This is a genomic window from Hypericibacter terrae (assembly GCF_008728855.1).
Classification (GTDB): domain Bacteria; phylum Pseudomonadota; class Alphaproteobacteria; order Dongiales; family Dongiaceae; genus Hypericibacter; species Hypericibacter terrae.
The window spans coordinates 1-23,095 of the sequence record NZ_CP042906.1 but is presented as its reverse complement, the minus strand read 5'-3'; the positions used below and the strand labels follow the sequence as shown (position 1 = coordinate 23,095).

General features: G+C 66.6%; 18 protein-coding genes. 8 read left to right on the top strand and 10 right to left on the bottom strand.

Annotated elements, in window-relative coordinates; genetic code table 11:
- Window positions 1–7 precede the first annotated feature (7 nt).
- From FRZ44_RS00090 to FRZ44_RS00070, 5 genes are all read left to right on the top strand, one after another.
- Entirely contained in the window at window positions 8–2,233 is a 2,226-nt protein-coding gene (locus FRZ44_RS00090) for an O-linked N-acetylglucosamine transferase, SPINDLY family protein (RefSeq protein WP_151175264.1), read from the top strand.
- A 218-nt stretch (window positions 2,234–2,451) separates the two neighbouring features.
- The gene (locus FRZ44_RS00085; RefSeq protein WP_225308472.1) at window positions 2,452–2,946 is read left to right on the top strand and encodes a GNAT family N-acetyltransferase; all 495 of its coding nucleotides are present in this window, start codon (window positions 2,452–2,454) and stop codon (window positions 2,944–2,946) included.
- A 115-nt stretch (window positions 2,947–3,061) separates the two neighbouring features.
- Entirely contained in the window at window positions 3,062–3,433 is a 372-nt protein-coding gene (locus FRZ44_RS00080; RefSeq protein WP_151175263.1) for a hypothetical protein, read from the top strand.
- 40 nt (window positions 3,434–3,473) lie between these two features.
- Window positions 3,474–3,689: a hypothetical protein gene (locus FRZ44_RS00075; RefSeq protein ID WP_151175262.1), complete on the top strand. Its 216-nt coding sequence runs from the start codon at window positions 3,474–3,476 to the stop codon at window positions 3,687–3,689.
- 11 nt (window positions 3,690–3,700) lie between these two features.
- Window positions 3,701–5,002, top strand: coding sequence for an NRAMP family divalent metal transporter (locus tag FRZ44_RS00070; RefSeq protein WP_151175261.1), 1,302 nt, complete (start codon window positions 3,701–3,703; stop codon window positions 5,000–5,002).
- Window positions 5,003–5,033: 31 nt separating this feature from the next.
- Here FRZ44_RS00070 and FRZ44_RS00065 read toward each other — a convergent pair whose 3' ends face one another.
- Together FRZ44_RS00065 and FRZ44_RS00060 are read right to left on the bottom strand one after the other, a co-directional pair.
- Window positions 5,034–5,495 (bottom strand): hypothetical protein, encoded by a 462-nt coding sequence (locus tag FRZ44_RS00065; protein ID WP_151175260.1) that lies wholly within the window; start codon window positions 5,493–5,495, stop codon window positions 5,034–5,036.
- 192 nt (window positions 5,496–5,687) lie between these two features.
- A complete protein-coding gene (locus FRZ44_RS00060) occupies window positions 5,688–7,757 on the bottom strand; it encodes an ATP-dependent helicase (RefSeq protein ID WP_151175259.1) in 2,070 nt (689 codons plus the stop codon).
- Window positions 7,758–7,970: 213 nt separating this feature from the next.
- Between FRZ44_RS00060 and FRZ44_RS00055 the strand changes: the two genes are divergently transcribed.
- The gene (locus FRZ44_RS00055) at window positions 7,971–8,435 is read left to right on the top strand and encodes a MarR family winged helix-turn-helix transcriptional regulator (RefSeq protein ID WP_151175258.1); all 465 of its coding nucleotides are present in this window, start codon (window positions 7,971–7,973) and stop codon (window positions 8,433–8,435) included.
- A 50-nt stretch (window positions 8,436–8,485) separates the two neighbouring features.
- A complete protein-coding gene (locus tag FRZ44_RS00050; protein WP_151175257.1) occupies window positions 8,486–8,884 on the top strand; it encodes a DUF1398 family protein in 399 nt (132 codons plus the stop codon).
- Between the two features lie 39 nt (window positions 8,885–8,923).
- On the opposite strand, the gene FRZ44_RS00045 is transcribed toward FRZ44_RS00050, so the two are convergent.
- Entirely contained in the window at window positions 8,924–10,174 is a 1,251-nt protein-coding gene (locus FRZ44_RS00045; RefSeq protein ID WP_151175256.1) for a Gfo/Idh/MocA family protein, read from the bottom strand.
- 195 nt (window positions 10,175–10,369) lie between these two features.
- On the opposite strand from FRZ44_RS00045, the gene FRZ44_RS00040 reads away from it, so the two are divergent.
- Entirely contained in the window at window positions 10,370–11,212 is an 843-nt protein-coding gene (locus tag FRZ44_RS00040) for a chromate resistance protein ChrB domain-containing protein (RefSeq protein WP_151175255.1), read from the top strand.
- 33 nt (window positions 11,213–11,245) lie between these two features.
- On the opposite strand, the gene FRZ44_RS00035 is transcribed toward FRZ44_RS00040, so the two are convergent.
- The 7 genes from FRZ44_RS00035 to dnaA all read right to left on the bottom strand — a co-directional run bounded on the left by FRZ44_RS00035 (window position 11,246) and on the right by dnaA (window position 23,095).
- On the bottom strand, window positions 11,246–12,271 hold the full coding sequence (locus FRZ44_RS00035) for a DMT family transporter (RefSeq protein ID WP_151175254.1): 1,026 nt from the start codon (window positions 12,269–12,271) through the stop codon (window positions 11,246–11,248).
- A gap of 66 nt (window positions 12,272–12,337) precedes the next feature.
- Window positions 12,338–15,346: an HD domain-containing phosphohydrolase gene (locus FRZ44_RS00030; protein ID WP_191908323.1), complete on the bottom strand. Its 3,009-nt coding sequence runs from the start codon at window positions 15,344–15,346 to the stop codon at window positions 12,338–12,340.
- A 29-nt stretch (window positions 15,347–15,375) separates the two neighbouring features.
- Window positions 15,376–16,185, bottom strand: a complete 810-nt coding sequence (locus FRZ44_RS00025) for a substrate-binding periplasmic protein (RefSeq protein ID WP_191908322.1) — start codon at window positions 16,183–16,185, stop codon at window positions 15,376–15,378.
- 220 nt (window positions 16,186–16,405) lie between these two features.
- The gene (gyrB, locus tag FRZ44_RS00020) at window positions 16,406–18,859 is read right to left on the bottom strand and encodes a DNA topoisomerase (ATP-hydrolyzing) subunit B (protein WP_151175251.1); all 2,454 of its coding nucleotides are present in this window, start codon (window positions 18,857–18,859) and stop codon (window positions 16,406–16,408) included.
- Between the two features lie 92 nt (window positions 18,860–18,951).
- A complete protein-coding gene (gene recF / locus FRZ44_RS00015) occupies window positions 18,952–20,127 on the bottom strand; it encodes a DNA replication/repair protein RecF (RefSeq protein WP_225308471.1) in 1,176 nt (391 codons plus the stop codon).
- An 86-nt stretch (window positions 20,128–20,213) separates the two neighbouring features.
- Window positions 20,214–21,332, bottom strand: a complete 1,119-nt coding sequence (dnaN, locus tag FRZ44_RS00010) for a DNA polymerase III subunit beta (protein ID WP_151175250.1) — start codon at window positions 21,330–21,332, stop codon at window positions 20,214–20,216.
- A gap of 374 nt (window positions 21,333–21,706) precedes the next feature.
- A complete protein-coding gene (gene dnaA / locus FRZ44_RS00005) occupies window positions 21,707–23,095 on the bottom strand; it encodes a chromosomal replication initiator protein DnaA (RefSeq protein WP_151175249.1) in 1,389 nt (462 codons plus the stop codon).

The following is a 23,095-nucleotide window of genomic DNA, read 5'->3' as shown; positions in this document are numbered from 1 at the left end:
ATCCGCCATGGCCGCTAATCCGCTGCTCGCCGCGCAGCAGGCGATCGCCGCCGGACGGCTGGCGGAAGCGTCCGACCTGATCGAGGCCCGGCTGCGTTCGGCGCCGCAGGACGCGGCGGCGCTCCATCTCAAGGGCCTGCTGGAATTCAAGCGCGGCTACAACGCGGCCGCCGTCGCGACTCTCGGGACGGCCTCGCGGCATGCGCCGCAGAATGTCGCGATCCTCGGCGATCTGGGCCGGATCCAGGCGGCGCAGGGCGCCTTCTCCGACGCGGCCGCGAGTTTCCGGCGCGCGCTCGCGATCGATCCGGCGGCCTTGGCCGAGCGGGAAGATCTCGGCACCGCGCTCTGCTGCCTCGAGCAGCTCGAGGAAGGGGCGCAGGAATATGAGGCCGTGCTGCGCCGCGCGCCGAAGCGGGCCGGCACCATGCTGCGGCTGGCGCGCGTGCGGGTGCAGCAGAACCGGAGCGAAGAGGCCACCCGGCTGGCGAAAGAGGCGATGCGGATCGAGCCGCGCGCGACGGCCAAGGCGACCTTCATGCTGGGCCAGGCCGCGATGATCGAGGCCCGCTATGCCGATGCGGAGCGCGACTTCACCCGCGCGATCGATGCCGGCGAGACCAGCGCGGAGACGCTGATCTGGCGCGCCCGGGCGCGCTTCCGGCAGGAGAATCTCGAACCGGCCTTCGCCGATGCGCAGGCTGCGGCGAAGCGGCCCGGCGGGGCCGGCGAGGCGGAACTCCTGGCTGCGCGCATTGCGGCCCAGCGCGGCGATATCGCGGCGGCGTCGGCTCTTGGGAAAGCCGCGATCGCCCTCCGGCCCACCAGCTTCCGGACCCGATGGCTCGCGGCCAATCTGCTGGCGCCGGTGCTGGACCGCGAGGCCGATGTGGAGCCGGAACGCGCGCGCTGGCGCGAGGCGATCGCCGCCATCGATGCCGACCTGCGGCTCGACAGCCCCGAGCGCATCAACGAGGCGGCGGCGGCGGTCCAGGAGACATCGAACTTCCATCTGCATTATCGCGGCGTGGAGAATCGTCGCGAGCAGGAACTCTATGGCGGCGTGCTGACGCGGATCGCGGCGGCGCGATGGCCGGCACTGGCGCAGCGGCCGAAACGCGATGGTGCCCCACAGGCCGGCGGGCGCCGGCCCCGCGTCGGCTTCGTCTCCGCCTATTTCCACGAGCATTCGATCTGGAAGACCCATTCGGCCTGGATCGCGGCCAGCAGCCGCGCGATCGAAAAATATGTCTATTACCCCGGCCGGAAGATCGATCCCGATTACACCGACGTCGTGCGCGCGGCAGCCGATCATTGGCGCCAGGAGCTGAACCCCGCGAAGCTCGCGTCACTGATCGCCGAGGATCGGCTCGACGTCCTCATCTATCTCGACCACGGCATGGTGCTCGACCTGCAACTGATCGCCGCCCTGCCGCTGGCGCCGGTGCAGGCGAACGGGCTGGGCCACCCGATCACCTCGGGCATGCCCAGCTTCAGCCATGCGCTCACCAGCGCCCGCATGGAGCCGCCGGACGGGGATCGTCATTACAGCGAGACATTGGTGCGGCTCGCGGGCAGCGCCTCGGCCTATAGCTGGGCCCGCCTCGCCCGTCAGATCGAGGCCACGCCGCCGGCGCGCGAGGCACGCGACGTCTCGCGGGTGCGATTCCTCTGCGCCCAGAACCTCTCCAAATATCTGCCGCAGCATGATGTGCTGCTCGCGCGCATCGCGGCCGGGCTGCCTGCGGCCGAATTCCATTTCCTGGGCGAGAATGCCGGGCGCATCGAAAGGCTGCGGCAACGCCTCGGGAGCGCTTTCGCGTCTCTCGGGCTCGACCCCGACCGGCATCTGCGCTTCCACGGCGCGCTGCTGCCGGCGGGATTCTTCCGCCTCAATCTCGACAGCGACGTTTTCCTCGACGGCATCCTCTGGTCGGGCAACAACACCGCGCATGAGGCGATCGCCTGCGGCCTGCCGATCGTGACCTGGCCCGGCCCCGAGATGCGCGGGCGCCATGCCCTGGCGCTTCTCGGCATGATGGGGCTGGAGGAAACAGTGGCGGCCGATGCCCAGGGCTATGTCGATCTCGCGGTCGCGCTCGGCAGGGATGCGGAGCGGCGGCGCCATCTGCGCCAGGAGATCGAGGCGCGCCGGGCCGCGGTCTATGACGACCCCAGCCCGATCGCCGATCTCGAGCGCTTCGTCACGGAACAGGCCGAGACACGGGACTGAGCCGCCGGCCGGCCCCGACCGCCAGACCGGGCTTTACAGCCCCAAGCCGGCCGTGGCTTGCTTTTCCCGATTCCACCCGGCGGCGCAGGAACAGCGAGATCCCGCGTCGTCTGCGCCTTGAGAATCCATTCCGGGATTTCATGAACCCGACGGGCAAGCGGATGCTACATGTCTGCCGGGCAATAGGGCCCGGGTCCAGCGACGGAGACGCGACTGCCTTGAGCGAACGTCCGGCCTTCCGGGGCCATATCCGCCTTTATCGTCCGGACGATGTCGACGCGCTGATCGATATCTTCCGCGCCTCGGTCCGGCAGGTGGCGCGGCGCGACTATTCGGAAGAGCAGGTCCTGGCCTGGGCGCCGGACGCGATCGATCGGACGGGCTGGGTCGAGCAATATGCCGGCCGGCCCGCCTGGGTGGCCGAGATCGAGGACAGGCCCGTCGGCTTCAGCGACCTGGAGCCGGACGGACATCTGGACATGATGTTCGTCCATCCCGACCATCAGGGCCGTGGCGTCGCCAGCGCCCTCCTGGCCGAGGTCGAAAGTGCCGCGCGCCATCAGGGCATCGATTGCCTTCACACCGAGGCCAGCATCACCGCCCGACCCTTCTTCGAGCGCCGCGGCTTCCAGCTCCTCGCCCCGCAGACCATCTCGCTGCGCGGGCAGCGCTTCATCAACTACCGGATGGAGAAGGTGCTGGGGCTGCCGTGACCGGCGCCGCCTTCTGACGCCGATCCGTGTCTTCCGAATTCGCCGGCTCGATTCGCCTTCCGGGGCCCGTTATCATTACCCGCGGTCGACAAAGGTCGCGGAGCGGGTTTGGCGCATGGGGGCTTATAACTGGGTCAGGTTCGACGCGCGCTGCCCGCGTTGCGAGGCGAGTTCACCAATCAAAGCGCAGCGCCATATCGCTTCGTCCTATGACGGCGATGACAGTGGGCGCTTTCACAATCGAATATACGTCGTCGGTCAGACCATGGCCTGGTGGCCGCGCACGGATCGCCGGTGGCCGTCATGGACAGAGGAGAACCGCGCCCCGTCGGAAGGGCAGGAAGGCGTCGTTCGGGAATGCTGCTACGCCAACTGCGAGACCTGCGGGGCGGAACTCTATGCCGTCATCGAGTTTCGCGATCTCACGGTTGTGCGTATTGTCGACGTCGGCATCGAATCCCTCTGGCCGGCCGACTATCTGCGTTAGGCCTCGAAACGCGCTGGAAAGTTCGTTCACTCAAGGCTCCATGACCGATTCCTATCCCAGCCCGTTCGCTATGCCCGGAGCAGCGCTGCGCCATCACGCGGCGCGGCTTCCCGATGCCGAGGCGCTGTGCTTTCCGCTTACCGACGCACGCTTGAGTTTCGCCGGCTGGCTCGACCAGGCGGAGAGTCTGGCGCGCGGGCTTCTAGCGCTCGAGGGTTGGCTCGGCGGCACCGGCCCACAGATCTTCGCGCGCTGAAGGGGGACGTCATGGCCGCCGAAAAGGACGATACGCCCCCCGCCTCTGCCGGGCACAGGTTTCCCCGGCTGCCGCGGGCGAGCTTCCTGCGAAGCCTGGGACCGGGGCTGATCACCGGCGCCGCCGATGACGATCCGAGCGGCATCGCCACCTACAGCCAGGTTGGCGCGCAGTTCGGCTATTCGCTCGGTTGGACCATGCTGTTCAGCTATCCGCTGATGGCGGTGACGCAGGGGATCAGCGCCGGCATCGGGGCCGTCTCGGGGCGAGGCATTTCCCAGAATCTGCGGCGGCATTATCCGCCCTGGATCCTGCGCGTCGCCGTCCTGCTGCTGCTCGTTGCCAACGTCATCAATCTGGGCGCCGACCTGGGAGCGATGGGGGCGGCGCTGGGATTGCTCATGCCCGGCCCGGACCTCGTCTATACCGCGGCCTTCGGGCTGCTCTGCGCCCTGCTTGAGATCTTCGTCAGCTATTCCCGCTATGTCGTCGTGCTGAAATGGCTGACCCTGTCGCTCTTCGCCTATGTGGCCGTGGTGCTGGCCGTGCATGTGCCCTGGGGCACGGCGCTCCGGGGCGCGCTCCTGCCGCAGCTCGCCTTCGACGGCGATCATGCCATGGCGCTGGTCGCCGTGCTCGGCACCACCATCAGCCCCTATCTCTTCTTCTGGCAGGCGGGGGAAGAGGTGGAAGAGCTGCGCCGGCGTCACCTCAAGCGGATGGCGGACAATCCCGGTGCCGCCAAGCCGGAGCTGGCGCGCATCCGCACCGACACGCTGGTCGGGATGGGCATCTCCAACCTGATCGCGCTCTTCATCATCATCGCGACCGCGGCGACGCTGAATGCGAGCGGCATCACCCAGATCGAGACCTCGTCCCAGGCCGCCGAGGCGCTGCGGCCGGTCGCCGGCGCCTTCACCTTCGTGCTGTTCGCGGCCGGCATCATCGGCACCGGCATGCTGGCGGTTCCGGTCCTCGCCGGGTCGGCTGCCTATGCGGTGTCGGAAATGTTTCACTGGCCCGAAGGTCTCGACCGGCGTCCCCGCGAGGCCAAGACCTTCTACGCGACGATCGCCGCCACCACCCTCGGCGGGGTCGCCCTCAATTTCACCGGGCTCGATCCGATCCGGGCGCTCTATTGGAGCGCCGTGGTCAACGGCATCCTCGCCGCGCCGCTGATGACGATCATGATCATGATCGCGATGAATCCCCGGATCATGGGTCGCCTGACCTTGCCGCCCTGGATGGCCGTGGTCGGGGGACTGGCGACGGTCGTCATGGCCGTGGCCAGCATCGCCTTCCTCGTCCTCTGAGCGCGGCCCGGTCTTCCGGACGGCTGGCAGATCACGCGGCCCCTTGTCGTGACCAGGGGCCCGGCGGCGGTCCGGGCCTCGCGATCGCCCAGAAGGTGAATCCGGCCAGGGTGCCGACCATGCCATGGACGGCTGCCGTCACCGCGAGGTTGGGATTCGAGAGCAGACTTTCGAGCTCCAGGAGAATGGATTGCAAACTGCATTCCCAGAGGAACCGTTGGCAGACGATGTGGAAAGCAACCCAGAGGATCGCGCCGATCACGAACCCGGCGACGATCGCGGTCCGAGGGCCGGTGAGCTGGAAGGCCCTCATGACAAGAACGGTCGGCAACACCAGCAACGCCATGCCGGCATAGGCGATGGCGGCGGCGAAGCCCACCATCAGCGGCAATTTTGATCCCAGCGGATCCTCCAGCACGATGTAGCCGTAAGGCACCGCCATCAGCGGGGCCCAGAGCGGTGCCAGAAGAAAGGCGCGAAAGATTCGGTTCATCGGCGTTCCGGCGAGGGGAGCGGCCTGCTCGACGACCTGACGACCGCCCAGACGGGTTGCAAAATATCACAGGCAATCGTCGTCTGGCTGTAGCACCCCGGCGACGGCTGGAGGGAATCTCGCAGGCCTCGCAATCCGGGAACAGCCCGCCGACGGCAAGACGCCGGAAAAGGGTCAGGCGGGCCTAAGGCATCACCGCCACATGCCGCGCATGCGGGCACCGACATCGACGCGAACCTGAGTCCCGGCCGGGCGGCTGCCGGCGGCGGCGCTCGCCTTGGGCCATGTCCTGCATTCGAAATGCGCCAGCAGGGTCTTGGGAATGAACCGCGTCCGCGACGCATAGACGTGGCGGTCGCCCTGGGGATGCTGCCCGTGGGTGAAGAAGCGCTGCGGCATGACGAGATGCAGGTTGTCCTTGGCCCGCGTCATGGCGACGTAGAGCAGCCGCCTCTCTTCCTCCGCTTCCGAACTCGTACCCACGCCGAGATCGGAGGGAATGCAGCCATCGACGACATTGAGGACGAACACCGACTTCCATTCCTGCCCCTTGGCGGAGTGGATCGTGGAGAGGATCAGATAATCCTCGTCCAGCAGCGGCACGCCCGCCTGGTCGCTGGTCGCGTCCGGCGGATCGAGCGTCAGCTCCGTCAGGAACCGCTCGCGCGACGCGTAGCCCGAGGCGATCTGCTCGAGCTGCCGGATGTCGGCCTGGCGGACGCCGCCATCGTCATAGATCCGCTCGAGCTGCGGCTCGTACCATTCGCGCGCGCAGGCGATCTCGGCCGGCCAGCCGGCCTTGCCGGATCCCAGCTGCTGCAGGGCCTTCACGAGATCGCTCCAGCCCTCGCCCGATTGGCGCGGGGCGGGAATGCCGGAGAGGGCGGCCAGCGGATCGGCCTGGGCCGCCATCAGATCGAGCACCCGCTGCGCCGACGCCGGGCCGACGCCCGGAAGGATCTGCAGCAGGCGAAAGCCCGCGACCCGGTCGCGCGGGTTCTGGGCGAACCGCAGAACCGCCAGCAGATCCTTGACATGGGCGCTGTCGAGGAATTTGAGCCCGCCATATTTGACGAAGGGAATGTTGCGGCGCGTCAGCTCGACCTCGAGCGGCCCGCTGTGATGCGACGCCCGGAACAACACGGCCTGCTGCTTCAGGACCGTCCCCTCTTCCCGATTGGCCAGGACGGTCTCGACGATATAGCGGGCCTGGTCGGCTTCGTCGCGCAGGCTCACCAGCAAGGGCAGGTCCGGCGACTGGCGCTCGGCCCGAAGATTCTTGGTGAAGCGCTCCGCGGCCAGGTCGATGACGGCGTTGGCGGCCGCCAGGATCGGCCGCGTCGAGCGGTAGTTCCGGTCGAGCGTGACGATCTCGGCCGGTGGCGTAAACCGATCCGGAAACTCGAGGATGTTGCGCACCGTCGCGGCGCGGAAGGAGTAGATCGCCTGGGCATCGTCGCCGACGACGGTGAGACCCCGACCGTCCGGCTTCAGCGACAGCAGGATCGAGGCCTGGAGGCGATTGGTGTCCTGATATTCGTCGATCAGCAGATGATCGAACAACCCGCCCATCTCGGCCCCGAGCCCGGGATCGGTGAGGGCCTGGGCCCAGTAGAGCAGCAGGTCGTCGTAATCGAGCACGTTCTGCACCTGCTTGGCGGCGACATAGGCGCCGAAGATCGCGCGCAGCTCCGTCTCCCATTCGGCGCACCAGGGAAAGAAGGCCGGAAGCACATCGGTCAGCGCCATCTCCGAATTCACCGCGCGCGAATAGATCGCGAGGCAGGTCGCCTTGGTGGGGAAGCGGTTGGCCGTCTTCGAGAAGCCCAGCTCGTGGCGAATCAGATTCATCAGGTCGGCGGAATCTTCCCGATCGTGAATCGTGAAGCCGGGATCGAGCCCGAGCTGCTCGGCATGGTCGCGCAGGATCCGGGCGCCGATGCCGTGAAAGGTGCCCGCCCAGGCGAACGCGTCGGTCATCGCGCCGGCCTTCGCTCCCAGCGCTTCGGCGCAGATCCGCTCGACGCGGCGAACCATTTCGGCCGCCGCGCGACGCGAGAAGGTCATCAGCAGGATGCGGCGCGGATCGGCGCCATTGACGATCAGGTGGGCGACACGGTGAGCCAGCGTGTTGGTCTTGCCGGATCCGGCGCCCGCAATGACGAGCAGCGGCGGGGCGGACACCCCGCCCCCGCTTCCGACGCCATGCTCGACGGCCCGCCGCTGCTCTTCATTGAGTTTTTCGAGATAGGCGGCGGGCATCGGGAGCACATGGAAATGGAAGAGGAAGCAAGATCGTGCGAGTCGCGGCCGGATTCTCCCAGCGCCCGGAGAACAAGTAAAGAACGCATCGGCGATCGGAGCGGTCCGACCATGGCGGCAGCCGGCGCCTCTCGCTTCCGATCGCCCACATAGTAGTTGACAAGGAAATCATCGGCGCTTAGTTTCCTTGTCAACCAATAGCGGAAACCCTCGATGCCGAAGCCCCACAAGCCTGTCAGCCCGCTCGAAGCCCATCTCGGCTACTGGCTGCGGTACGTCTCGAACCAGGTCTCGCATGCCTTCGGGCAGAAGCTCGCGGCGCGCGACGTGACGGTGGCGGAGTGGGTGGTGATGCGCGAAGCCTATGACAGCGATGCCGTGGTGCCGAGCGCGCTGGCCGACCGTCTCGGCATGACGCGGGGCGCCATCTCCAAGCTCGCCGACCGGCTGATCGCGAAGGGATTGCTGATCCGCAAGTCCGGCGGTTCGGACCGCCGCTTCCAGACGCTCGCCCTGACCGGCGAGGGCCGCGCGCTCGTCCCCCGGCTTTCGGTGCTGGCCGACCGGAACGACGAGGAGTTCTTCGGCCACCTCACCCCGGCCCTGCGGGCGACGATCGAGGCGGAGATGAAGACGATCGTGCAACGTCACGGACTCAAGGCCGTTCCCGTCGACTGACGGCGGGACACCGCCTCGGATCATCGTTCAACACGGAAAGGAGAAACATCATGGACAGCCATGCAAAGGATGTCGTGCGCGAGATGACGAGAGCTTCCGACGAGGAGCGAATCACCTTCCCCGAAGTGGTGGGCGCGCTGACGAAAGCAGGCGTCGAGCGCTACCACGCCGACCTGGTCTGCGCGAGCAAGACCTACTACATGCCCGATGGAAGCTTCGAGACCACCGCCTGTCACGCGACGGATGCGGCCGCCCCGGCCTTCTCAGCCGCCGGGGTCGATGCCGCGGTACGCGCCGTCCAGGCGCAGAAGATCCGGTATCGGGAGTTCTGCCGGCAGATCGCGGCCGCCGGCTGCGTCGGCTATTTCGTCACCCTCGCCGGACGCTGCGCCGTCTATTACGGCCGCGGCGGCGAGACTCATGTCGAGCGGTTTCCGGGGGCGAAGTAAGCCTTTCTGCGACGGCCGGGATCCCTGAACACTCCTCGCTCAGGCCGGGGACGACCGCCGCGCGACCGCGGGGATGTAGGTCTCCAGTTCCGGACAGGGAAAGGCGACGGTCCGGCCGGTCTCGGCCGATCGATAGAGACCCATGAGCATCTCGACCACGGCCAGCCCGTCATGGAACGTCTCGAGCGGCGTCGTCCCCTTGCGGAAGCACTCGACCATGTGGCGGTTCTCGTCGGTGTAGCCATAGACGCCGGCCTCGTCCTCCAGGACCGGCATCAGACCCTGTTCGGCATTCTGCTTTTCGACGAGATCCTCGCCTTCCGAGCCGGTCACCGCGCGCGACATGAAGATCTTCAGGCCCGCCCCCAGCGAGTTGAACTCCATCGCATATTCGGGGCCCAGAAGTTCGAGCTGGATGCGCAGGCCGGCACCGACATAGGCCCAGGACGTCGTGGCCTCGATCATCAGGGCGTTGCCGTCGGCATCCTCGAGCGACACCGTGGCGCGCGCGAAATCCTCGGCCGGGCGGTTGCGGTAGTCGACCTCGGCGCCGAAACGCTCGCTCAGCTGCGCGGCATAATGCGGCCGGGTCCATTTGAGATTGGCGACCGTTCCGTTGACGGACTTGACCTTCAGCGACCCGCGCGGTGCCCCGGGTTGCGTCAGGAGGTGACGGGCGACCTCGACGCTGTGGCACATCATGTCGGAAAGCACGCCGCCGCCCTGCTTGTCGCCCTGCCAGAACCAGGGTTCATGGGGGCCCGAATGCTCCTCCGCCGCGCGCGCCAGGTAGGGACGGCCGGTCGCCGAGGCCGCGCGCCGCCAGATGATCTCCTTGCCGCGCTGCACCGGCGTCGCGAAGACCTGATTCTCCAGATAGCCATGGTTGAGCCCGGCATCCTCCGCGAGATGCGACATCTCGCGCGCCTCCGCCACGCTGCGGGCGAGCGGCTTCTCGCAGGCCACCGCGAAGACCTTCGACCGTCCGGCCTTCACCTCCGCATGGAGCGTCCGCATCACGGCGAGCCGCGTATAGTTGGGCGACAGGATCCAGATCGCGTCGACATCCTCGGCCCGGAACAGCGATTCGAGGCTTTCATGGCCGCGACAGGTCCCGAGCCCCAGCTCGGCCACGGCCTCGACGATGCGCGCACGGTTTTCGGCTTTGCGGCTATGGACGCCCGTCACCTCGACATGGCGCACGCCCAGCATGGCCTTCAAATGGAAATGGGCGATGAAGCCGCTGCCGACGAAGCCGACGCGCAGATTGTCTTTCGGAAAATCCATCATGCTGAAATCCCCATTCTCGAGATCCCTGGATTCTGGGCCGCGGCGTGACCCAGGTCGAACGGTTTCTGGGGACGAGGCGTGCCCAGTTGACAGGACGAGGATGCCCGCGACATGATTATGGTCATGGGGACGTTGCGATCTCCCCATGAGGCGACATGCTGAAGTATCGCGTCCCGTTTTTCATGAGGACGCAGCATGCCTACGCTCAACAGCATTCCCATCGATAAACTTGCGCGCCTGATCGGGACGCCCCACTGTCCCGCCATCATCGACGTCCAGACGGACGAGGATTTCGAGGCGGATCCCCATTTGATTCCGGGTGCCGTCCGGCGCCCCTTTGCCGGTGTTGCCGATTGGGGACCCGAGTTCCTGGGGCGCAGCGCGGTCATCGTCTGCCAGAAGGGTCTGAAGCTCAGTCACGGCGTCGCCGCCTGGCTGCGGCATGCGGGCGTGCCTGCGGAATCGCTCGAGGGCGGGGCGATCGCCTGGCGGGAAGCGGGGCTCCCCATGGTGCCCGCGGCCCGGCTGCCCGCGCGCGACCGCCAGAACCGGACCCTGTGGGTCACGCGCGCGCGGCCCAAGATCGACCGCATCGCCTGTCCCTGGCTCATCCGCCGGTTTGTCGATCCGAACGCCGTGTTTCTTTTCGTGACGCCGTCCGAAGTGCAGGGCGTCGCCGATCGCTTCGGCGCCACGCCGTTCGATATCGAGAGTCCGGATGCCTTCTGGAGCCACCGGGGCGAGCGCTGCACCTTCGACGTGATGGTCGAGGAATTCGGGCTCGGCGCCATCGAATCGCTCGCCCGGCTCGCCGTCATCGTCCGCGGTGCCGACACCGGCCGTCTCGATCTCGCGCCCGAAGCGCCGGGCTTGCTGGCCGCGTCGCTCGGACTGTCGCGCATGTATGCGGACGATCTGGAGCAGCTCGAAGCGGGCATGCTGCTCTACGACGCCTTCTACCGATGGTGCCGCGACGCGACAGACGAGACCCACAATTGGACGTCCCACAGACCGTCCAAGCCGGCCGGTCGGGCCTGACGACGGACGCTGTGCAATCGGGATGTTGCCGCCTTAGTGCGTGTGCCGGTGATGGATATCCGGATAGTGCAGATGCCGATGCACGAGTCGCCGGTGCCGGTGCGGATGAGCGTGCGGCTCGGGCGGGACATCCGACGCATGCCGATGCTGGTGATGCTCATCATGCGTGTGCAGATGGTCGTGCTCCATCGGCTCATGCTCATGCAGATGGAGATGGCGCTCGGTCAGATGCAGCCAGAGCCCGATGGCCATCAGGATCCCGCCGGCCACGAAACTCATGGTCACCGGATCGCCCAGCAGCGCGATCGCCGCCGCGGCGCCGATGAAGGGTGCCAGCGAATAGTAAGCGCCGGTTCGCGCCGTCCCGAGATGGCGTAGCGCGAGAACGAAAAGAGTGAGCGAGATGCCGTAGCCCAGGAATCCGACGACGGCAGACTCCAGAACCAGAATGCCCGCAGGCCATGAGGCCCCCAAGGCCAGGGCGATGGTGACGTTCGCGGCTCCGGCGACCAACCCCTTGACCATGGCGATCTGCATCGGATCGCTGGCCGAGACCTTTCGCGTGAAATTGTTGTCGATGGCCCACGCCAGGCAGGCCCCCGCGATCAGGACCGGCCCCCAGCCGAGGCCGAGGGAAGGATCCCGAGGCCATGACAAGACCACGGCGCCGGACACGATGGCAGCCGCACCAAGGAGAAGCCGCCGGTCGACATTCTCCTTGAAGATGACCCACGCCATGGCGAGCGTGAGCGCGCTTTCCAGATTCAGCAGCAGCGACGCTTCCGATGCGGAGCTTCGAGCGAGGCCAAAGAGAAGGAGCACCGGACCCGCGACGCCGCCCGACAGGATCGCCGCGGCAAGCCAGGGCAGGTCCGCCTTCTGGATCCCCGTTTCCTTGCTGTGCCAGAGAAGCCGCACAAGCGCCAACCCAAGGCCGGATCCGAGATAGAGCAGGCCCGCCAACAGCCAGGGCGAAACGCCGCCCAGGAGGATTTTGGCGAGCGGCGCGCTGAGCCCGAACAGGGCGGCCGAGGCCAGCGCATAGAGGATGCCGATCATCGCTTCATTCCCGGCGGCAAGATGATGGGTCCATTCGAAGTTCTGCTTGGAGCATCGGATCCCCGGCTACGCCGCCGGTCTGATGCCCAGGATCGCGTTGATGTCCGGCTCGTCGACCTGCTCGGGCGCCAGGAAGCGGCTCGCATATTCGCGCCAGACGCCCGACGTCAGGAACAGGTCGAGCAGATCGGGATCGAGATGCCGGTCCTTCTTCATGAAGCCCATGATCTTGATGGCCTCGCTCAGCTTCTTCGCCTTCTTGTAAGGCCGGTCGGCGGCGGTCAAGGCCTCGAACACGTCGGCGATCGCCATGATCCTGGCCACCACCGACATCTCCTCGCCCTTGAGCCGCTTCGGATAGCCCGTGCCATCCATCTTCTCGTGATGGCCGCCGGCCAGCTCCGGGACGTTCCGCAAATGCTTCGGAAATGGCAGGCTCTCGAGCATGATGACGGTCTGAACGATGTGATCGTTGATCCGGTAGCGCTCTTCCTCGGTCAAGGTCCCGCGCTGGATGCAGAGATTGTAGACCTCGCCGCGATTGTACTTCATCTGCGGCATGTTCAGCTTGAAGCCCCATTCGTTGTCGGGCGGAATGATCTCGCGTTCGGATATCTCGATCACATGATCGGCGCGATCGGCCAGCAGCGGCTCCTCGGCTGGCAAGGGCGGCTCCGGCTGGCGGTCGAATCGGGCCTTCTCCTCGTAGGAGGTTCCGAGGCGGTTGCTGAGCGTTCGGGTCCAGCGCCGCGCGGCAATCGACTTGATCCGTTCGATCTTGGCAGGTTCCAGGAACTCGCCACCCTCGTTGCAGGCGGCCACAAAGGCGAAATCCTCGTCGAGCGCCTGCTGCTCCGCCGTCATCCTGGCCCGCAACGTCGCTTCGTCCCCGCCTTTGGCGAGGCCCTTCCAGTAAGCGGTCTCCGCTGCCGACTTGAGCAGCTCGAAACGCATCCGAACCTCATGGATCCGGTCGCAGATGGTCTCCAGCTTCGTCGCCTTGTCGGCGACATATTCCGGCGTCGTCACCTTGCCGCAATCATGGAGCCAGGCGGCGATGTGCAAGGCCTCCCATTCCTCCTTGCTCAGCTCGAAGCTCTGGAACGGTCCCGTCTTCTGGTCAGCAGCGGCCTGGGCCAGGAGACGGGTGATGAGGGGCACCCGTTGGCAATGCCCGCCCGTATAGGGTGATTTGGCGTCGATGGCACCGGCGACGAGTTTGATGAGCGAATCGGTCAGGTTGCGCTGCGCATCGAGCAGGAGCTTGTTCTGGATGGCGACGCTGGCGCTGCCGGACACCGCGTAGATGAGCTGGATCAGCTTTTCGTCGACCGCCCAGGTCTCGACGCCGGCGCCGGCGCATTTGGTCAGGAGCATCACGCCGAAGGGAATTTTGTTCCGGTCGAGCAGCGGCACGGTCACCAGCGTGACGCGCGTCGCATTCAGCGCCTTGAGCATGTCGCCCAGGCCCGGGGCGCTCGCCTCGAGCTCATCGAGCTTATGCTCGCAGACGACGATGTCCTTGCCGCGCAACGCTTCGGCGATATCCGCGGCGATACCGCCCTGGTCGACCATGATGGACGGAAGGCCGGCCTCCTCGTGAACCGTTCCGTTCTCGACCCATCGTGCGATCTCGGGCGTCAGCGTCCTATGGTCTTCACCCAACATATAGATGATGCCGCCATCGCACTTGACGAGGTCGATGGTCTCGAGCAGCAGCCGGTCGAGAAGCGGCTTGAACTCCTGCTCGGCCGCGAGCGCGCGGCCGATATTGAGGAACTTGCGGATCGTGAGTTTCATCCCGTTGAGGCCACGGCCCAGATTGTCGATCTCGCGGAACCGGCTCCGGACCCTCTCTTCCGAACTGAAGTCCAGGGCTTCGATGCGCCGGGTCTCGCCGGCCAAGCGGCGCAAGGGCATGGACGCGAGCCGCGTCATGCCCCAGGCCGCCGGAATCGCCAGCAGCATGATGAGGCCGACGATGAGGAATTGCTGCAGCACCAGGCTTCTTGCCGTCGCAAAGAACTCGTCGTTGGGGATCGCGATGAGGAGTTCGAGCTTGCGATCGGCGGCGATTTCGATCTTCGAGACGATGATCTGCCATTTCCTTCCGTCGATCTTGGCGGTTTCGCGCCGCACCAGGCTGTCGCCGAAGGCGAGCTTGGCCGCCGCCGTCAGGGGAGGGACATTCAGCTCGTCGATGGTCGCCAGATCCTGCTGGCCCTGACGATCCTGGAATATCGCGCGATCCATCCCGCGATTATAGGCGACCACCTGCCGGCGGTCGTTGACCAGGGCCATCTCGGTCGAGGGGGTGACGCGAATGTCCTGAATCTCCGCCGCCAGCTCCCGAACGCGGAGATCGAGACCGATGACCCCGCCGCCATCGACCGTTCGTTGCGCCAGCGTGATGCCGATCTTGCGGTTGGTGAAGAAGAGATAGGGATCGGTGAGGATGGGGCCCGGCGCGTCGATCGCCGCAAGGTACCAACGGCGCGTGCGCGGGTCGTAGCGATAATCTGGATCCGTGCGGGTGCCGATGAGGGCGTTGTTGGCGTCGAAAAAGTGGTACTCGCCGATCATGGTCCCGTCGGCGCCCGGCGTAATGGACTGCACGACGAGAACGGCCTGCGGGGGCGCCTGGAACTGGGATCGCAGAAGCCGGTTGTCGCCCAGCAGCCGGAACAGGACGAATTCGCCGTCCGGATAGCCGATGTAGATCGACTCGACGAGTTCATTTTGCTTCAGCGCATCTGCCATCAGCGGAACCTGCCGCAGCCGGTCCGGCAAGGTGGTGGCCTCGGAGAGTTCGCCGCGGATCAGAAAGCCGAGCTGCACGCGTGCCGGGTCGAGAAGGCGCCTCAACTTCCCGTCGATCGCATCTTGAATATAGCTGACGGTGTCGTCGGAAGCGCTGATCAGCGCTTCCTGGGACGAGCGGTAGGACTGCCAACTCAGCACCGAAACGACCAGCAAGAGAAGAGCAACGACACCGAGAGTGGAAGCGGCCTGAAGCGGCCAGAGAAAGCGCCTGCTCGGCGGCGCCGGACGCGCGACGATGGAGGCCTCGGCCATGGCACCATTCCTTTGCGGGTTGGATGCGGCTACTGAAGAATGTCCTCGGTGTCTTCGGCGGACAACCATTTGCGATAGATGCGCGCCAGCGTGCCGTCGAGCCGCATCTGCTCGAAGAGCCGGCACCAGGCATCGATCTGGGCGACGGTGAAGCGTTTCACACTGAAGATCATGTTGTATTGGAGGACGGGCGCTGAATCGAACGCCTCCAGGACGAACGTCCCCCGGTCGGCGGGACTCGCCATGAAGAAATCGTAGTTGAGGGCGGACGAAACGATTGCCTGGACCTCGCCCCGCTTGAGGGCGCCGTAGACCGCTTCCTGATCCGGATAGGAAATCACCCGCCCTTCGGCAGCCGCGATCCGCAGGCGGAAATCGTAGTAGGGGCCGTTGACATAGCCTCTGACCACACCGATGCGCCAGTCGGCGTGGGTCACGATCGCGTCGAAGGACGTGGCAATCGCGGCGATCCCGGGTGTGGTGACCACCGCGTTCTTCCAGCCGAGATAGGGAATGAAGTAGGCGAACTCGCGTCTTGCCTCGGTCCGGATGCCGCTGTTGGTCATGTCGACGGTGCCGGCCTCGAGCCCCTGATAGGTCTGGTCGCGCGGCTTGACCTCGGTTTCGAACCGGCATCCGGTCCGCTGTCCCAGTTCCTCGATCAGGTCGGGATCGATGCCGATGCCCGCATGGTAGAGCAGGCCGAATTCCGCATAGGCGAGATGAATCGGCCGGTCGCAACCATAGGCCGCCGGCTGTTGCGCGGCGGCGGGGCTGAAGGCACCCAGAAGAAAGGCCAGCGCCGTTGCCGGCGCCCATGGAGATGAAGCGGAAGGCATGGGCCTGCTTCCCGATGGCTCCTGACAAGCATGGAGCCGATGCTGGGAAGATACGCCCATGATCGGTTGCTGTCGCCGATCAAGGAAAACGGTGCGCGTCGGCCGCCCGCTTTCGAGGGGAAGGTTAACGCGGTCGAACCGGAGCCGATCCTGCGCAATAACCCCACTTGATGTGCGGATAGCGCCGCACAGAATCTAAGAGTTAGACGTCATCTAATTTTTAGACGTCCAGGTTCGCCACCGACAGCGCGTTCTGCTGGATGAAGTCGCGGCGCGGCTCGACCAGGTCGCCCATCAGGGTCGAGAACACCTCCTCGGCCTCGTCGACATGGCTGACGCGGACCTGCAGCATGGCGCGGCTGTTGGGATCGAGCGTGGTTTCCCAGAGCTGCTCCGGGTTCATCTCGCCCAGCCCTTTGTAGCGCTGGATCGCGACGTTGCGCTTGCCGAGCTCCATGATTGCCTCGATCAGCTCGATCGGACCCGCGATCGGCGTCTCCTTGTCCTTGGCGACCAGGATGGCGGGCTTGGTGAAGCTCGCCTGGAACTCGGCCGCCATGGTGTCGAGGCGATGGGCCTCGGCGCTGCGGATCAACGGGCCGTCGATCAGGAAATATTCGGTGACGCCGCGCAGGCGCCGCGTGAAGGACAAGCCGCCATCGGTCTCGGCCTTGCCGACCCAGCCGCGCTCGGTCACGGGCGAGAGCCCGTCGAGCCGGTGCGCGATCGCCGTGGCGGCCGCGGCCGCCATCGCCTGGTCGGGAATGAGCTGCGGGTTGAGGGCGCCGACGATCGCCGCCTGCTCCACCACCGCACTGCTGCCCACCTTGCGGATCAGCGGCTGCATCAGGTTGCGCCCGACGCTAGCGCGCTCGACCCGCTCGCGCAGATCCGTGCCCGCCACCTGGCTGCCGTCGGCGAGCTTGAGGATCGCGCCGTCGAGCCCGCCATCGATCAGATAGGCCTCGAGCTCGCGGTCGTCCTTGAGATAGCGCTGCGAGTTGCCGCGCTTGGCGCGGTAGAGCGGCGGCTGGGCGATGTAGAGATAGCCCTTCTCCACCAGCTCCGGCATCTGCCGATAGAAGAAGGTCAGGAGCAGCGTGCGGATATGCGAGCCGTCCACATCCGCGTCGGTCATGATGATGATCTTGTGGTAGCGGATCTTGGAGAGGTCGAACTCCTCGGTGCCGATGCCGGTGCCGAGCGCCGCGATCAGGGTGCCGATCTCCTGCGAGCCCAGCATCTTGTCGAAGCGCGCGCGCTCGACATTGAGGATCTTGCCGCGCAGGGGCAGAATCGCCTGGTTCTTCCGGTTGCGGCCCTGCTTGGCCGAGCCGCCGGCCGAATCGCCCTCGACGATGAAGAGCTCGGCCAGCGCCGGATCGCGCTCCTGGCAGTCGGCGAGCTTGCCCGGCAGCGAGGCCATGTCGAGTGCGCCCTTGCGCCGCGTCAGCTCGCGGGCCTTGCGCGCCGCTTCGCGCGCGGCCGCGGCCTCGACCACCTTGGCGACGATGCGCTTGGCCTCGCCCGGATGCTCCTCGAACCACTGGTTCAGCTTCTCGTTGATGACGTTCTCGACCACCGGCCGGACCTCGGAGGAGACCAGCTTGTCCTTGGTCTGCGACGAGAACTTCGGATCGGGCACCTTGACCGAGAGCACGCAGGTCAGGCCCTCGCGCGCATCCTCGCCCGTCAGCGCCACCTTCTCCTTCTTGGCGATGCCGCTGTCGCCCGCATACTGGTTGATCTGGCGCGTCAGCGCGCCGCGGAAGCCCGCGAGATGCGTGCCGCCGTCGCGCTGCGGGATGTTGTTGGTGAAGCAGAGCATGGTCTCGTGGTAGCTGTCGGTCCATTCCATGGCTGCCTCGACCACGATGCCCTCGCGCTCGCCCTTCATGACGATCGCGGGCGTATGGAGCGCCGTCTTGCTGCGGTCGAGATAATGCACGAAGGCCTCGATGCCGCCCTCATAATGGAGCTCGACCGTCTTGGGCTCGACGCCGCGCGCATCGACCAGGGTCAGGCGCACGCCGGAATTGAGGAAAGCCAGCTCGCGCAGGCGATGCTCGAGCGTGGCGATGTCGAACTCGGTCTTGGTGAAGGTCGCGGTCGAGGGCGTGAAGGTGATCTCGGTGCCGCGCTTGCCCTTGGCCTCGCCGACGACCGCCAGCGGCGCCTCCGGATCGCCGTCGCGGAAGCGCATGGAATATTCCTTGCCGTCGCGCCAGATCCGCAGGTCGAGGATCGAGGAGAGCGCGTTCACGACCGACACGCCGACGCCATGCAGGCCGCCCGAGACCTTGTAGGAGTTCTGGTCGAACTTTCCGCCGGCATGGAGCTGGGTCATGATGACCTCGGCCGCCGAGACGCCCTCTTCCTTATGGATGTCGACGGGGATGCCGCGGCCATTGTCCGAGACCGTGACCGAGCCGTTGCCGTTGAGCTTGACGAAGATCTGATCGCAATAGCCGGCCAGCGCCTCGTCGATGGCGTTGTCCACGACCTCATAGACCATGTGGTGCAGGCCCGAGCCGTCGTCGGTGTCGCCGATATACATGCCCGGCCGCTTGCGCACGGCATCGAGCCCCTTCAGCACCTTGATCGAGTCCGCGTCATAGGCGGCCGTCGGGATCTCGGGGCTGGGGTTGGTGATCTTCTGGGCTTCTGGGGTCATGATCTTCGTATCTTTCACATCGAACTCAGTGGTCGAGCGGGCGCGGGAGCCTCGGGATACGGGCGCGCCCCGTCTCTCAGGGGTTGGTCACGTCACATCGGGCTCGCACTCGCGAGGGGTCGCAGACGCCCCTCCTCGACCGCGACGAACCGGGCGGCATCGCCCAGCTCGGCAAAGGTTTCGAGATCGGTGCCGGTGAGCCAGGCCTGCGCGCCGGTCGCCAGGATCGCCTCGAACAGGGCCCGCCGGCGGGCCCGGTCGAGATGGGCCGCGACCTCGTCGAGCAGGATCAGCGGCGCATGGCCGCGCGCCTCGGTCAGCGCCCGCGCATAGGCCAGCACGATCGCCAGCAGCAGCGCCTTCTGTTCGCCGGTCGAGCAGTCGGCCGCACGCCGGCCGCGGCCGAGATGGGTCACGGCGAGATCGCTCTTATGCGGGCCCACCGAGGCCCCGCCGCTCTGCGCATCGAGGCCGCGCGTCTCGGCGAGGCGCGCCTTGAGGCTGTCCTCGGCCGCGAGCGCGGGCATGGCCGCCAGCGCGTCATCGACGATGCCCATGAGCGCCAGGGCGGCACCGGGGAAGGGACCGAAGCCATCGGCCGCCGCCGCACGCAGCCGCGCCACCAGATCGCGCCGGGCCGCCGCCACCGCGACGCCGAGCTCGGCCATCTGCGCCTCGAGCCCGTCGAGCCAGGCGCCCTGTCCGGACCAGGCGCCGTTCGTCAGCAGCCGCGCGCGCTCGCGCATTGCCTGCTCATAGGCCGAGACGCGGCTGGCATGGGCCGGATCGAAGCCATAGACCAGCCGGTCGAGGAAGCGCCTTCGGTCGCCGGCGCCGTCGAGGAACAGGCGATCCATCTGCGGCGTCAGCCAGACCAGCGCCAGCCGCTCGGCCAGAGCGCTCTGGCTCTTCTGGAAGGCGCCGTCGATCTTCACCACCCGGCGCTCGGAAACGCCCTCGGCTGCTGCCGGATCGCGGCCGGTGCCGATCTCGGTCTCGGGGCCCGCCCCGCTCATCAGCCGCGCCGCCACGGCCCAGGCAGTGCTTGCGGTCCTCGCGGGCTCGTCCACCGGACGGCGTTCGATCTCGGTCAGTTTCGCGCGGCGCAGGCCCCGGCCCGGCGCCAGGAACGAGATCGCCTCGAGCAGGTTGGTCTTGCCGGCGCCGTTGGGGCCCGCCAGCACCACCGGCCGCGCGTCGATCTCGAGCACGACCTCGCGATAGCAGCGGAACTCGGCCAGCGCGATGCGCGTCAGATGCGCCGCCACCGGTCGGGCCGTGAGCGGCCCTGCGACGACGGTCGGATCGGTTTTAGCCAGTGCAGTCAGGGTTCGTTGCCTCGTGGAACGCTCACTCAGACGCGCATCGGCATCAGCACATAGAGCGCCGTGCCGTTGGCCGGATCCTTCATGAGCGTGGGCGAGGCCGCATCGGCCAGCGCGATCTCGGCGTTGTCGCCCTGGATCTGGCGCAGGATGTCGATCAGATAGCGCGAATTGAAGCCGATCTCGATCGGCTGGCCCTCATAGGCCGCCTCGAGCTCCTCGGTCGCGGTGCCGTTCTCCGGGCTCGAGGCCGACAGCGTCAGATGGCCTTCCTTGAGCGCCAGCTTCACCGCGCGCGATTTCTCGCTCGAGATGGTGGCGACCAGATCGACCGCCTCCATGAAGCTCTTGCGGTCGACCGTGAGCATCTTGTCGTTGCCGGTTGGAATCACGCGGTGATAGTCGGGGAAGCTGCCGTCGATCAGCTTCGAGGTCAGGAGCACATCGGCGAAGGCGAAGCTGATGCGCGTGTCGGAGAGCGCCACCTCGATGGCACCGTCGAGCTCCTCGATCAGCTTGCGCAGTTCGGCCACGGCCTTGCGCGGCACGATGACGCCCGGCATCTCGCCCGCTCCCTGCGGCAGGCCAAGCTCGACCCGCGCCAGGCGGTGACCGTCGGTTGCAACGGCGCGCAAGGACTTGGTCTTGCCCTGCGTATGGGCGTGCACATAGATGCCGTTGAGGTAGTAGCGCGTCTCCTCGGTCGAGATCGCGAAGCTGGTGCGATCGATGAGGGTGCGCATCTCCTCGGCCGGAATATGGAAGCGGTGCGGCAGCTCGCCGACATTGACCGCGGGATAATCCTCGCGCGGCAGGGTCGCGAGCGAGAAGCGGGCGCGGCCCGCGCGCAGGGCCAGCTGGCCCGCATCGCTCGACCCGTCGATCTCGACCTGCGCCCCTTCGGGCAGCTTGCGGACGATGTCGTAGAGCGTATGGGCCGGCACCGTGGTGGCGCCCGCCTGGCCCACCGAAGCCGCGGTGCGCTCGACGATGCTGAGATCCATGTCGGTCGCGGTCACATGCAACGCGTCCTTCGCGCCCTCGATCAGAATGTTCGAGAGGATCGGGATGGTGTTGCGCCGTTCGACGACGCTCTGCACGTGGCCGAGGGACCGGAGAAGGGCACCACGTTCGATGGTCAGTTTCATGGTTTGTTTCTTGGGATTTCCGTTTGCGCCGTCTTCTTCAAGACCGTCCGGCAGCGGCCGGAAATGAGGCTTCGGGGCGGGCCGGCGCCATCGGGCCAAATGTGCCCGGGCCGGGCCTCGCCGCCGGCGCGGCAGGACGGTTGGTTATACTATCACAAGCCCTTGTTTTGGGAAGCGATTTCCCGATTCTCCCACGGCCCGGGAGAGGCCGAAAAAGCCCCTGATATCAGGGCCTCCCGGGGGTGCCTTGGAAGCTGCCCGTAGCGACAGCCCGCCGAGCGCCGAAAACACCCGCGACGGGGACCGTTTCCGGGCTTCCGAGTCGCGCAAAACGGGAATGTCGAGCCGGCACCCAGGCGGGCACCGGCGCGCGCTCAGGCTTCGAGCATCCGACGCAGCAGGTCGACGTCCTCGGAGAAGGAGCTGTCGGTCGAGCGCAGCTCCTCGACCTTGCGTACCGCGTGCATGACCGTGGTGTGGTCGCGCCCGCCGAACTTGCGGCCGATCTCCGGCAGCGAGCGCGAGGTCAGCTGCTTGGCGAGATACATCGCGACCTGGCGCGGCCGCGCCACGGCGCGCGCGCGCCGGGCCGACTGCATCTCCGAGATCTTGATGTTGAAATGCTCGGCCACCTTGCGCTGGATCTCCTCGATCGTGACGCGCCGGTCGTTGGCGCGCAGGAGATCATGCAGCACTTCCTGGGTGGTCTCGAGCGTGACCGGGCGGCCGACCAAGGTCGCATGGGCGACGATGCGGTTGAGGGCGCCCTCGAGCTCGCGCACGTTCGAAAGGATCTTGTGGGCAAGGAACTCCAGCACCTTGGGCGGAATCTCGGCGCCCAGCTGCTCGCCCTTGTTCTGCAGGATGCCGAGCCGGAGCTCGTAGGTGGTCGGATGGATGTCGGCCACCAGCCCCCAGCCGAGGCGCGAGCGCATCCGCTCCTCGAGGCCCTCGAGGTCCGACGGCGACTTGTCGGCGGAGATCACGACCTGGCGGTTCTGGTCCACCAGCGCGTTGAAGGTATGGAAGAACTCCTCCTGGGTGGAGTCCTTGCCGCTGATGAACTGGACGTCGTCGATCATCAGCACATCGACCGAGCGGAACTGCTCCTTGAAGGCCATGGTGTTCTTGTGCCGGAGCGCCCGGATGAACTGATACATGAACTTCTCGGCCGAGAGATAGATCACCCGCCGCTCAGGCTGGGCCTTCTTGATGTGCCAGGCGATGGCATGCATCAGATGGGTCTTGCCGAGCCCGACCCCGCCATAGAGGAAGAGCGGGTTGAAGGGCACGGTCTTGCTCTCGGCGACGCGCCGGGCGGCGGCATAGGCCAGCTCGTTCGACTTGCCGACGACGAAATTCTCGAAGGTGAAGCGCGGATCGAGGGGCGCGCTCACATCGTCCGCACCCGGGCCCGGCGAGGGCAGCTCGGCCACGGCCGCGGGCGGCGCCTGGACATAGATCGGCTGGTTCGCCTCGGCATCGACCGGGGCGCGGGCGCTGTCGACCACGATCTCGACCGCGCGAAACTCATTGACCTCGCCGGCCAGGAGCTGGCGCAGGCGGTCGGAATAATGCTGCATCACCCAGTCGCGGATGAAGCGGGTCGGCACCGCGATGCGGAACTCGCCATTGGTGTGGCCGACCAGGGTCAAGGGCTTCAACCAGCTGCGATAGGCCTGCTCGCCATATTCCGAACGCAGCCGTCCGCGGACACGCGCCCATTTCGCATTGAGCTGGCTGTCGAGCCCGATAGCCTTCAT

Bases quoted from the DNA above. Each gene is read 5' to 3' on its own strand.
- dnaA (WP_151175249.1), bottom strand. From the start codon at position 23,095: ATGAAGGCTATCGGGCTCGACAGCCAGCTCAATGCGAAATGGGCGCGT.
- FRZ44_RS00090 (WP_151175264.1), top strand. From the start codon at position 8: ATGGCCGCTAATCCGCTGCTCGCCGCGCAGCAGGCGATCGCCGCCGGA.
- FRZ44_RS00070 (WP_151175261.1), top strand. From the start codon at position 3,701: ATGGCCGCCGAAAAGGACGATACGCCCCCCGCCTCTGCCGGGCACAGG.
- FRZ44_RS00060 (WP_151175259.1), bottom strand. From the start codon at position 7,757: ATGCCCGCCGCCTATCTCGAAAAACTCAATGAAGAGCAGCGGCGGGCC.
- FRZ44_RS00065 (WP_151175260.1), bottom strand. From the start codon at position 5,495: ATGAACCGAATCTTTCGCGCCTTTCTTCTGGCACCGCTCTGGGCCCCG.
- FRZ44_RS00075 (WP_151175262.1), top strand. From the start codon at position 3,474: ATGACCGATTCCTATCCCAGCCCGTTCGCTATGCCCGGAGCAGCGCTG.
- dnaN (WP_151175250.1), bottom strand. From the start codon at position 21,332: ATGAAACTGACCATCGAACGTGGTGCCCTTCTCCGGTCCCTCGGCCAC.
- FRZ44_RS00035 (WP_151175254.1), bottom strand. From the start codon at position 12,271: ATGATCGGCATCCTCTATGCGCTGGCCTCGGCCGCCCTGTTCGGGCTC.
- FRZ44_RS00025 (WP_191908322.1), bottom strand. From the start codon at position 16,185: ATGCCTTCCGCTTCATCTCCATGGGCGCCGGCAACGGCGCTGGCCTTT.
- FRZ44_RS00080 (WP_151175263.1), top strand. From the start codon at position 3,062: ATGGGGGCTTATAACTGGGTCAGGTTCGACGCGCGCTGCCCGCGTTGC.
- gyrB (WP_151175251.1), bottom strand. From the start codon at position 18,859: ATGACCCCAGAAGCCCAGAAGATCACCAACCCCAGCCCCGAGATCCCG.
- FRZ44_RS00045 (WP_151175256.1), bottom strand. From the start codon at position 10,174: ATGATGGATTTTCCGAAAGACAATCTGCGCGTCGGCTTCGTCGGCAGC.
- FRZ44_RS00030 (WP_191908323.1), bottom strand. From the start codon at position 15,346: ATGGCCGAGGCCTCCATCGTCGCGCGTCCGGCGCCGCCGAGCAGGCGC.
- FRZ44_RS00050 (WP_151175257.1), top strand. From the start codon at position 8,486: ATGGACAGCCATGCAAAGGATGTCGTGCGCGAGATGACGAGAGCTTCC.
- FRZ44_RS00040 (WP_151175255.1), top strand. From the start codon at position 10,370: ATGCCTACGCTCAACAGCATTCCCATCGATAAACTTGCGCGCCTGATC.
- FRZ44_RS00055 (WP_151175258.1), top strand. From the start codon at position 7,971: ATGCCGAAGCCCCACAAGCCTGTCAGCCCGCTCGAAGCCCATCTCGGC.